This window comes from Vitreoscilla stercoraria DSM 513, from assembly GCF_000382305.1.
Lineage (GTDB): Bacteria > Pseudomonadota > Gammaproteobacteria > Burkholderiales > Neisseriaceae > Vitreoscilla > Vitreoscilla stercoraria.
This window is the reverse complement of the sequence record NZ_KB908044.1, coordinates 1-10,924: the sequence shown is the minus strand read 5'-3', so window position 1 is coordinate 10,924 and position 10,924 is coordinate 1. Positions and strand designations below refer to the sequence as shown.

Sequence of the window (10,924 nt, the reverse complement as noted above, 5' to 3'; positions counted from 1 at the left end):
GCACATCCGCACCACCAACCCAATTGAATCCACGTTTGCCACCGTACGATTGCGCAGCAAACGAGCCAAAAACTGTGGCTCCAGAGAAACCACTTTGGCGATGGTGTACAAATTATTGGAAACGGCCCAAAAGCGTTGGCGCCGGATTCAGGGATTCAACTTGTTGACCTTGGTGGTCAACAACGTCATCTTCAAAGATGGCAAGCAGGAAGACGAACAATCAACAGAGAAAGCGGCCTGAATGCCATACACCAGATTTGACAATAACTCTTGAATGGCAAAGCTTAACCATAGGCCAAGCCATTATGGTTTTAGAAAACGAACCAGACTTACAGCAGCATTTTGGTTTGGATTTTAGTTTAGGCAGACAGTACCAAAAAAATCTACAATGATATGGCAGTTTCAGTTGGTATCACTGGAGACTCGAACATTGGGGTACAAAGTGGAATGTTTACCACTGTGAATTGGAACTCAGTGAAGACGGTACTTGTTTGAGTGGTTATTTGGAAACTGCTTGGTCACCAGCAGAACCGATTTACAGAAAGCTGGCACAACTGTATCTAAGTTTGAATATTGAAATTGCCTACGAAGATGAGTTTGCAGAATTTGCAGGTGTGTATCGATCAGATGGTGAAGGTGGTTTGGTAGATGAAGAATACACCGATGAGCAAATTGAACAGATGTACACTTGAATCAAAAACAGTCCTAAAACCTGAATGGGTGGATGGGCTGTTTTTTTAATCCATATATTTTTATTTTGTGTGTGTGGTTAAAAACAACAAAATTTTTTTAAGAAATTTGGAAAATTTTGCTTATTAAATTTATTAAATCTTATTAAGCATTTTGAAATCATTGCTGGATAAGGTTTTCAGAGGTTTTTTGTTCCTGAATGCACGATATAGTGTTCCTGAATGCACGATATAGTGTTCCTGAATGCACAAAATAGCGTTCCTAAAAGCACAATATTTTGTGTTCCTAAAAGCACAATAGTATTATGCCAATAGATTTGAGTTATCTCAGGTTATCAATGTTTGATAATTCTTAATTTTTTTCAATTTTAGAAATAGGAATGAGAAGGTATGTCCTACTCGAATAAAACCGCTTTGGACATCATAGCCAATCGAAAAAAAGAGTTGGCTATTAAAGAAGAGGCCAATAAACCTTCTCACTTGGCACCTATTAAGTATCCTCAGACAGATTTTTTCATTGCTGACATTTTTGATACTGTGACATATAGGTCTGATTTGGCCAGTATGGAATACCCTTTATTTGCCTTAAAGGCAGGCGATACCCGTTCTCGTGTTTATGAGCATGATGGCTTGATTATCAGTATTGACCCCAATCGATATGGTGTGGCCACCATGCATGACAAAGATATTTGGATTTATTGTATTTCCAAAATTTGCCAGGCTATGTATGAGGGAGAAGAAATTCATCGCAAAGTCAGATTTACCATTTACGATTATTTGAAGACAACAAATCGCCATATCAGTGGATCAGATTATGAAAGGACTAAGGAGGCCTTAGAGCGTTTAAAAGGTACTTCTATTAAGGTTGAGTCAGAAAATAAAAAAGAGCGTATTGCTCGCAGTTTTAGCTTAATCAGTGATTGGTACATCGTTGAAGAAAAAGATGGCCGTATGATTCGTGTAGAAGTTGAAATACCTCAATGGTTGTTTAATTCTGTCGCCAATAAACAAGTTTTGTCTATCTCACCTGATTATTTCAGATTGAGAAGACCTTTAGATCGCAGGATTTATGAGCTTGCACGTAAGCATTGTGGGTATCAATCTAGTTGGAAAATTGGATTAGATTTGTTGCATCGAAAATCAGGTAGTACAGGAGACTTAAGAAAATTTCGGCTGAATATCAAATCATTGGCTGAAAGCGATGAGCTTCCTGATTATATATTGAGATTTGACCATAATAAAGACATGGTGATTTTTAAAAAGCGCAGTAAAAATAAATAGATTGGATCGTTTTTTCTTTTACAAATATGGATTGATATTTTTAGATGGTTAGGTTCAAATTATTTGAGAAACTCAAACCATCCTAGTAATATTGAAATACTGTAATACAATATTTCTTTAATTTTTATCCAATACTCGACTAGCAAGTGCCTGAATTTCTTCATCACTTAAATCATTTAACAGTGTCAAAGCCATTCGGACGATTCCTGAACGTGTGGCTTTGGTATGTTTCGATGTCAAAAATGCTCTGTCCATAATCTCAGAATATTCAGAAGTCAAAGTGATAGAGTAAATTTTGCTGTTTCTGGGTTTGGCAATTTGAGGGTTAAATACGTCCGCTTTCATAAACTCATCAGCACTCATGGTTGGCTTGGTCTTTTTTAAATCATCCATGGTTTAAATCTCCAAACATCTCTAAAGCAATTTCGTGAATTTCAATTTTGGCTTTGTCATCGTAATCTACCTCTAATACGGATAAGCCATTTTCTTCTGTATCGTCATAAACGTTGCGTTGAAAAGTGACGGCATTCAACGGTGGAATGTCATAGCTTTCGCACAACTCTTTGGCTTTTAAGATACGAGAATATTGTGATGGCAGTGTAGGACACTGAGTAATGATGGCATTCACTTTTAAGTTGGCATTGAATGATTTGGCCATATCAATCAATTGGGCCATCTTGTCTAAAGTTCTTAAGTCTCTACGTTTAGGTCTGAAGGGCAAAAGCAAATGAGTTGAAAACACCATACCTGAGCGTAAGCTTTGTGAATTGGCACCACCGACATCAATCACGATGTCTTGGTATTTTTTGGATAAATCGGTAATGGTGTCTTTCAAAATACCTGAAGCTTGTACAGATTTAATATTCGGTACATCGGGATTTTCTGCACGTTCTTGTGCCCAATCGGTTGTGGTGGCTTGTGGATCGGCATCAATCAATAAGATGTCACGCCCTTGCTGCTGCAAATACACAGAAAGATTTTGTGCTAAACAGCTTTTGCCAGCTCCACCTTTTTCCCCGCCAATCAAAACAATCATTTTATTTTCTCCCCTTTATTTGAAAGCGTACCAAAGTAATTCTATATTAAAATAATATACTGATACAATATTAAATTAATAGTGTATTACACTATTAATTTAATATAATAATATTCAACTAAAAGATTTATTTGTTCTTAATTTGATTCCAACCTATTATGAAAATGAAATTTAAATAAAAGGGAAATCAAGTCTTTGCATTAATTTTAGGTATTGTGATTATTTTAGTTTTGGGTGGGGTTGCTATTTGGTTTTGGAATCAAAATAACATGCTCAAAGAAGAATTTGAAAAAGAGCAGAAAAAAAATTAAAGTGGTTCAAATGCAGTTAGTTAAAGAATATAACGAACTGCAACAAGCTAAAAAAGATGCGCAATTAGAACGTGAACAACTCTTAAATAAAACTAAATCACAAGCAGACAATTTTCTTTCTAAAGCCAAATTACAAGTGGAAAAGTACAAGCAAGAAGTTGTCCGTTGGTAATCCTCCCATTTTTAATGGACAGGATCAGTAGAATCAAATGTTCATCAATGGCGGTTTGCCGCCGTTGGTTTGATGAGGCCTTTTATGGTTGTAAAACCACAGCCAACGAGTGGCATGGTCTTCAACATCATTTAAATTGTTGAACAGATATTGATTCAACAACCCATACCGAACGGTACGATTGTAACGCTCAATATAAGCATTTTGTTGCGGTTTGCCAGGTTGAATGTATTCAATCCTGATGCTTTTTTGTGCGGCCCAAGCTTGGAATTCTTGGCATGACCAGACGTTTAGAGCCTATGGGTCGGGTTAAAGAGCTGAGTGGTGCATCTGTACCTTTCTTATTTGATATCCACGCTTTGATTTATTCAGAAAATGCACCTGAGCTGGAGCGCCAGCTGCATCAAGAATTCAATGATTGTCGGGTCAACAAAATCAATGAACGCAAAGAATTTTTCAAAGTGTCCTTGGCTGACGTGAAACAAAAACTCTTGGATTTGAATATTGAAGTCAAATTTACGTTGGCGGCAGAAGCTGAAGAATACCGAAGAACATTACAAATTGAAGCGCTGCCAGTAGAAGCACAATCTCATATATAGCTTAAGTTTATAAGGTTTATTATCTAAACTTAAGTAGACAGATATATCTGGGTCTGGTATATAGTGTTTTTAAATTAAAATTTAGTTATCTTTATGTTGAAGTTAGGAACAGTATTTAGTGGCATTGGAGCTATTGAACATGCACTGAGTAGATTATCGATAGAATATGAAATTTCATTTGCATGTGATAATGGAAATATTGAGCTTAATTTAGAGAAAGATGAAATTGAAAAAAATCTATTAAATTTAAGTAGCTTTAGAGATAAAAAAAATTATATTGACGAGTTATATCTAAGGAATAAAAAGAAAAATTTTGTAGAAGAAAGTTATAAGGCAAACTACAATATTTCTCAGGAACACTTTCATTACGATGTTCGCTTTCTAGATGGACACCAATATAGAAATGAAATTGATTTATTGGTAGGAGGAAGCCCGTGTCAATCATTCTCTATGGTAGGTAAAAGAGGCGGTTTTGAAGATACTAGAGGTACATTGTTCTATGAATTTGCTCGTTTAGTTAATGAAATTAGACCTAAAGTATTTATCTATGAAAATGTTAAAGGTGTACTAAGTCATGATGGCGGGAACACATGGACAATAATGCAGAATGTTTTCAGCGATTTAGGTTATAAGTGGTACTCTCAAGTTTTAAATTCTAAAAATTATGGAATCCCTCAGAATCGTGAACGTTTATTTGTTGTAGGATTTTTAGACCAAACTGCCGAGTTTGACTTTCCAAGCCCTCAAATACTGACAAAAACAATGCAAGATTTTCTATTAGAAAATACACCTGAGAAATATTACCTAGGTGATAAGGGTATTGATTTTGTAACAAGTGCTAAGAATCTGAATAAACAATATACACAAATCAATGGTTCAATTGGTTTATGTCAAAAAGCCAATCAACAATTTAATTGGCACGGTGATTTTATTTTTGAAGAATTACCTAACCCAATTGACGAAAAATACTTTTTATCTGAAAAGCTCGTAAATTATGTGATGGCAACAGGTACGAAAGGTTTTTATACAAGACCTAAAATTGATCTTGAAATAGCTCGACCACTTTTAGCTACCATGACTAAAATGCACCGAGCTGGTGTCGATAATTATGTAACTACACAAGGTCGAATCCGTAAGTTGACTCCAAGAGAATGTCTACGCTTAATGGGATTCTGTGACAGTTTTAAAATAGTTGTTTCTGATACACAGGCCTATCGTCAAGCAGGGAATTCTATTGTCGTAGATGTTCTTATGAGCATTGTTAAGCAAATTAATTTATCTGTTGATTTATCTAAAACTATAGAAAAAAAACAATTACAACTAATTTAATTTTTTATTTTTCACGCAATTAGGTGTAGGATAAATCAAAATTTATCCTACACCTAAATCTCATGAACATTTCTACAAATATCTCTAGGCCATTAGTTGATAGCTTTGTCCATCGTAAAGTTAAACTATTAAAGACAAAAGGTTCTGGTGAAGCTAAATTCCATATTGGATCTGCAGAAAACAGAGGAGAGTTTGATAGTTTTTTCAATAGCTATGCTGATGAAAATATATATTATTTTAAGAAAAAAAATCTTCTTGAATTTCTCTTAAAAGAAAAATTTGAATTTTATTATCAGTTTATTAATCAATATAAAGAAGTGTCTCCTAAATATTGGGATTCTGTATATGATGAGGTTCTAGTTCTTCCTGAAGAAGTTACTTTTAAATTAACCTCTTTCAATGATGGAAAGCGTTATTACATAAGGTCTGATTCGGGAGATATTTTTAACGATTTAGTTCGTAGAATTTCTTTACCACTTATTTCAATCCTTACTATTGAAAAGGAAGATAAGAATAAATTCTTATTTACATTGGATGTTGATTTCAATAAGTCTAGTCAATCTGTTGAAGAAGAAACAAGAGTAAGTGTAAATAAAGGGTACAATAAAATTATTTATGGTGCTCCTGGTGCCGGGAAAAGTGCGTCCGTTAGTAAAATAGTTAGTGAACACTATATTCGTACGGTATTTCACCCAGAAACTCAATATTCTGATTTTATTGGCTGTTTAAAACCACATAAAGACAAGAGTGGAAGTATCACTTATAGTTTCCGAAAAGGTCCTTTTATTCAAATCCTTGAACAAGCTCTTTTAGATAAGCAAAACCATTACTTTTTAGTTATTGAAGAACTAAATCGAGCAAATACTGCTGCGGTATTTGGAGAGATTTTTCAACTATTAGATAGAGATGATGAAGGAAAAAGTGAATATCCAATTCTGATACAAGATGAAGATTTATATGATGCTTTAGAAGAAACCTTAGGTTCAGAGCATAAATTCATTGTAAAACGTCAGTTGATGATACCTAGTAACTTATCAATCATTGCAACAATGAATAGTAGTGATCAGGCTGTTTTTCCATTAGATACTGCATTTAAAAGACGTTGGATTTTTGAATACCTCCCAATAGATTTTACAAATTGTGCAACAGGTGAAATTCCAATTCATCATGCAGTTTTACCAAATGTAGAATGGAAAACATTAGCCCAAACTATTAATGCTGTTTTGGTTCAACTTAAGGTTGTAGAAGATAAGCTTATTGGTCCGTGGTTTATTAAAGATAGTGATCTAGTTGAAGATCAAGCTGAACAGACTTTCATTGGCAAAGTTTGTTCATACTTATGGGATGATGCCCTTAAGTATAAGAATAAAGATGAAATTTTTAAAAGTGATATTCATGGGTATGGTGAGCTATATCAACGATATTCTAATCAGAAGCCAATATTCTCAGATAAATTTATGGAGATATTACAAATAACACAAGATGTAGATACTGATACCTCTAATAAGACAGAAGCAGAGTGATGGAATATCGGTTTTTTGAAGATAAAGAATTTATCGATTCAAAAAAAATCCCTGATTATGTAATTGATAAATTGGTTTCAGTTGGCGGTCTTGATGTAGTTGATCAGGGACGAAAAATTACATTTTGTGGGGTGATTATCTCTGAAGGTTGTACATACTGCTTTGCACCTTCTAAATCAGACTCTAAAAAAATTGAATCTATAGGAAATTTAATTAGGGTAATTCATGCTTATAAAGACTCTATTGATTCTAGTTTGTTAGCATTTGATGAAGATGAACAAGGTGAAGTTATTGAAGAAGTTTCCTTAACAGATATTTTTGAAATTATAGATCTATATTTCAATGTGGGGATCTTAAGATCTAAGACACATACGTATAGTGAAAAGGGACGAACGAATTGGTCTAAAACAGTGAATAGAGAGTTTCCTGTATTCACTAGTGATAATGTCCCAATTTACTTTGACCTTCATAAATATCCAGTTTCCATTTACCAAGATGATTTAATTTCCAGTATTCATTGTGAAATTATTTTAGACATTTTGACAAAGTTTCACTGGCTAGATGAGAGATTTAACTTTGTATCTAAAAATCAGTTAAGTGAAAAGAAATTATTTAATGAATTGGATATCAATCAAAAAATTTATATTTTAAATCAAAGGTTACATTCAACTTTTGTTTCTCTAGAAATTAGAACCCTGCAATTATTAATTAGATATTTAGAGAAAATCCACGAAAGTGGATCTAACAATATTGTGATGGGAGTTCGGAAATTTCATTACGTTTGGGAATTCTTACTTAAAAATATTTTTCATGATGTTGATTTTAAAATTAATTCTTTATTACCGATACCACAGTATAATTTTGCTGATGCATCAAGGCCTACTGAAAGCTCATCTCAAAAAGGTATGCGCTTAGATATATTCATTAAAACTAAAAAAACTTGCTGGGTTGTTGATAGTAAATATTATACAGCTACTGGTGCACGTGATTCTCCTGGATGGCCTGATTTAGTGAAGCAATTCTTTTATGCTAAAGCAATTAAATTGATTTATCCAGAGTTTGAGACCATTACAAATATTTTCATTTTCCCTGGGATAACAAATCCATTATCAACTATTGAAATGGTTTATCGTAAAGAGATTGAAGATAAGGAAAAATTATTCAAATTAACAGAAGATTTTATTCCTATTAAATGTTTATATTTAGATCCTAATGATGTAATAGAACGGTATTTGAAATCTGAAAAAGTTCACATTACAGACTATGTATAAATATATTGGATAATGGTGCTCTTGAGATATTTTCACATTTTTAATATAAAAACATACTACTTGGTAATGATCCACTAAGTTTATACTGAATAACCTATTTTTCTCTCATTAAACTATACTCAAATTAAAATCCAATTAAATGATAGCATTGCTATCATTTAATTTATTTTTATAGCCAAAAGATACATTTATCATTATACTAATTCAAATTATTATTAATGATAAACTTCGCCATGACCATTCGTATTTATGTCCGTGCCTCAACCAAAGAACAAGATGCCGAAAGAGCATTGTCTGGTTTGATTCAATTTAGCCAAAATTATGGTTCTGAGTATGTCGCTTATATTGAAAATGAAAGTGGCACCAAACTCAATCGTCCCATCTTAAATCAATTATTAAATGAATCCATGCCTGGTGACATTTTGATGATTGAGTCGGTTGATCGCTTGTCTTGTTTGCAAGAGTTATTGTCAAATCTGGTGTATGGCATTCAGGCCGCTTTCTCTGTTGATTGTTCGTCTTCCTGCTTGCCATCTTTGAAGATGACGTTGTTGACCACCAAGGTCAACAAGTTGAATCCCTGAATCCGGCGCCAACGCTTTTGGGCCGTTTCCAATAATTTGTACACCATCGCCAAAGTGGTTTCTCTGGAGCCACAGTTTTTGGCTCGTTTGCTGCGCAATCGTACGGTGGCAAACGTGGATTCAATTGGGTTGGTGGTGCGGATGTGCATCCAATGTACATCTGGAAAGTCATAGAATGCCAATGTCAACGGCAATTTAAATTTGACCCCTTTGGGTATGAATTCGGCAATCTAAATTTGACCCCCATCTCTTAAATATCACCAATGCTTGGCAATACTCCTGCTTTCTTTTTGTTCTTCAATCGATAGCTTTCACCACTGATTTGAGCCACATGACAATGATGCAATAGGCGATCTAACATCGCTGCTGTCAGTGTCGCATCATCAGCAAATGTACCTGCCCATTGGCTGAATGGCAGATTGCTTGTTAACACGATGCTGCCATTTTCATACCGCTTCGCAATCACATTAAAGAACAAATTGGCCTCATCTCGGCCAAATGGCAAGTAGCCAATCTCGTCAATGATCAGCAGTTTGGGAGCCAGAATGCCTCGCTGCAAATACGATTTCAATTTACCCTGTTGATTTGCGGCCGCTAGTTGAATCATCAAATCAGCTGCCGTAATAAACCGAACTTTGATGCCAGCCATTACCGCTCGATAGCCCAGTGCCAGTGCTAAATGGGTCTTGCCTACGCCACTAGGGCCTAATAGCACCACATTCTCTTTGCGATGGACGAAGCTTAAGCCGGCTAATTCAGTTAAGAGTGCCTTAGGAGCACTGCTGGCAAATTTGAAGTCGTATTCCTCCAATGTTTTGATGCAAGGAAAGCCTGCGAATTTAAGCAATGCCGTGCGGGTTCTGTGGTGTTTGGATTTCAGCTCTTCTGCCAACAGATGCTCAATGAAGTCACCATAGCCTTTGTCTTGTTCAATGTTGGCTTGCGCCAGCGAGGGCCAAGCTTCTGATATGACATGCAATCCAAGTTGCCGACAAGCATCGGCAATGCGCTCATGTTGTAAATTCATGCCGATACCCCAAACAGCTGGTCATACACGCTCAAAGGGTGCTGTAGACTTTCAATCGGTATGGGGGCGACATGTTCGAGACTAATTGGGTCACTATTGCCAACCCAGATCGGCAATGGCAATAAATGCTCTTGCTCAAGCAATAAACGTTCGTTGGGTATGTCACCGGTTGTGCCATGTACTCTGGCATTGGCCACCATCGTCAACCAGCGCCCAATGTAACCATTGGCAGTGGAGACATCCAACACCAATCCCGCTGTGCGTAAAGTCGCTTGTAGCGGAATCACAAAGCTTGATTTCAAATAACGGTTAAAGCGTTCTACCTTGCCTTTGGTCTTGGCTCGATAAGGACGACACACCCGAGGTCTAAAGCCATAATCTTTGGCCATTTCTAGCAACAGAGGGTTCCAGCGGTGTTGGCCACTGCCGTAGGCATCGCGCTCAAGGACAATGGCTTTGGCATTATCAAAAAGTATTTCTTTGGGTACGCCTTGAAAGAATTCAAAGCTGCGCCGTAAACCATCTATCCAGGTTTCTGTGCGCTCGTTATCGTAGAAATAAACAAAGCTGGCGCGTGAATAACCCAATGTGGCCACGAAAGCTTTTAAGCTTTGTTGACCCCGCTTAATGGTGGTGAAGTCCACTTGCATCTGTTGCCCAACTTCGGTTTCAAATCTGACCAATGGGTCTGGCTTACCAGTGGGTTTGAGCTGACGAATATACTCACTGAGGATACGAATCTTACCTTGGTAGCCCAATTCGGCAATTTCAGCATACAGCACTGAAGCCGGAATCCAATCGGGTGCAGCAGATTGAATTCGACTGTGAATATAGTCTTTAAAAGGATCCAATTTGCTGGGGCGGGTAGAATGCTGTCGGACAGTCGTTTCGACTGGTTGCAAATACTTCCGCACCGTGTTGCGAGCCAAACCTGTTTCACGGGTAATGGCTTTGATTGACATCCCTTGTTTCCTAAGTACTTTAATGGTCACAACCATCTCCTGAGTTAACATCAAGCGACCCTAAGTAAAGCCGCTAGTTTAAAACAAGGGGGTCAATTTCAAATTGCCGTTAGGGGGTCATTTTTACATTGCCGGTAACA

General features: G+C 36.2%; 11 protein-coding genes and 4 pseudogenes. 9 read left to right on the top strand and 6 right to left on the bottom strand.

The window, feature by feature from the left end; genetic code table 11:
• From H150_RS14560 to H150_RS0113175, 3 genes and pseudogenes are all read left to right on the top strand, one after another.
• A pseudogene (locus tag H150_RS14560) lies at positions 1-241 on the top strand (IS256 family transposase); the annotation flags it as partial.
• 214 nt (positions 242-455) lie between these two features.
• A pseudogene (locus H150_RS0113180) lies at positions 456-692 on the top strand (DUF1281 family ferredoxin-like fold protein); the annotation flags it as partial.
• A 387-nt stretch (positions 693-1,079) separates the two neighbouring features.
• The gene (locus H150_RS0113175) at positions 1,080-1,970 is read left to right on the top strand and encodes a replication initiator protein A (RefSeq protein ID WP_019959522.1); all 891 of its coding nucleotides are present in this window, start codon (positions 1,080-1,082) and stop codon (positions 1,968-1,970) included.
• Between the two features lie 117 nt (positions 1,971-2,087).
• Here H150_RS0113175 and H150_RS14555 read toward each other — a convergent pair whose 3' ends face one another.
• Together H150_RS14555 and H150_RS0113165 are read right to left on the bottom strand one after the other, a co-directional pair.
• Positions 2,088-2,363 carry a hypothetical protein gene (locus tag H150_RS14555; RefSeq protein WP_019959521.1) on the bottom strand — a complete coding sequence of 92 codons (276 nt, stop codon included), beginning with the start codon at positions 2,361-2,363 and terminating at the stop codon, positions 2,088-2,090.
• On the bottom strand, positions 2,356-3,006 hold the full coding sequence (locus H150_RS0113165; protein WP_019959520.1) for an AAA family ATPase: 651 nt from the start codon (positions 3,004-3,006) through the stop codon (positions 2,356-2,358). The genes H150_RS14555 and H150_RS0113165 overlap by 8 nt, the downstream gene beginning before the upstream one ends.
• Positions 3,007-3,327: 321 nt before the next feature.
• Between H150_RS0113165 and H150_RS15190 the strand changes: the two genes are divergently transcribed.
• Entirely contained in the window at positions 3,328-3,489 is a 162-nt protein-coding gene (locus H150_RS15190) for a hypothetical protein (RefSeq protein WP_019959518.1), read from the top strand.
• A gap of 33 nt (positions 3,490-3,522) precedes the next feature.
• Here H150_RS15190 and H150_RS15055 read toward each other — a convergent pair.
• Positions 3,523-3,762 (bottom strand): annotated as a pseudogene (locus H150_RS15055) (integrase core domain-containing protein); the annotation flags it as partial.
• Between the two features lie 5 nt (positions 3,763-3,767).
• Here H150_RS15055 and H150_RS0113145 point away from each other — a divergent pair.
• From H150_RS0113145 to H150_RS15350, 5 genes are all read left to right on the top strand, one after another.
• Entirely contained in the window at positions 3,768-4,088 is a 321-nt protein-coding gene (locus H150_RS0113145; protein WP_019959517.1) for a GIY-YIG nuclease family protein, read from the top strand.
• A gap of 93 nt (positions 4,089-4,181) precedes the next feature.
• Positions 4,182-5,417 carry a DNA cytosine methyltransferase gene (locus H150_RS0113140; RefSeq protein WP_019959516.1) on the top strand — a complete coding sequence of 412 codons (1,236 nt, stop codon included), beginning with the start codon at positions 4,182-4,184 and terminating at the stop codon, positions 5,415-5,417.
• Between the two features lie 62 nt (positions 5,418-5,479).
• Positions 5,480-6,940 (top strand): McrB family protein, encoded by a 1,461-nt coding sequence (locus H150_RS0113135; RefSeq protein WP_019959515.1) that lies wholly within the window; start codon positions 5,480-5,482, stop codon positions 6,938-6,940.
• On the top strand, positions 6,940-8,211 hold the full coding sequence (locus H150_RS0113130) for an LlaJI family restriction endonuclease (protein WP_019959514.1): 1,272 nt from the start codon (positions 6,940-6,942) through the stop codon (positions 8,209-8,211). The genes H150_RS0113135 and H150_RS0113130 overlap by 1 nt, the downstream gene beginning before the upstream one ends.
• 233 nt (positions 8,212-8,444) lie before the next feature.
• Positions 8,445-8,795: a recombinase family protein gene (locus H150_RS15350; protein WP_019959513.1), complete on the top strand. Its 351-nt coding sequence runs from the start codon at positions 8,445-8,447 to the stop codon at positions 8,793-8,795.
• Here the strand turns inward: H150_RS15350 and H150_RS15050 are convergent.
• From H150_RS15050 to istA, 3 genes and pseudogenes are all read right to left on the bottom strand, one after another.
• Positions 8,702-8,977: pseudogene (locus H150_RS15050) on the bottom strand (transposase); the annotation flags it as partial. The gene H150_RS15350 and the pseudogene H150_RS15050 overlap by 94 nt on opposite strands.
• Before the next feature lie 68 nt (positions 8,978-9,045).
• Positions 9,046-9,822 (bottom strand): IS21-like element helper ATPase IstB, encoded by a 777-nt coding sequence (gene istB, locus H150_RS0113120; RefSeq protein WP_019959512.1) that lies wholly within the window; start codon positions 9,820-9,822, stop codon positions 9,046-9,048.
• On the bottom strand, positions 9,819-10,835 hold the full coding sequence (istA, locus tag H150_RS0113115; protein WP_026353722.1) for an IS21 family transposase: 1,017 nt from the start codon (positions 10,833-10,835) through the stop codon (positions 9,819-9,821). The genes istB and istA overlap by 4 nt, the downstream gene beginning before the upstream one ends.
• Positions 10,836-10,924: the final 89 nt, after the last annotated feature.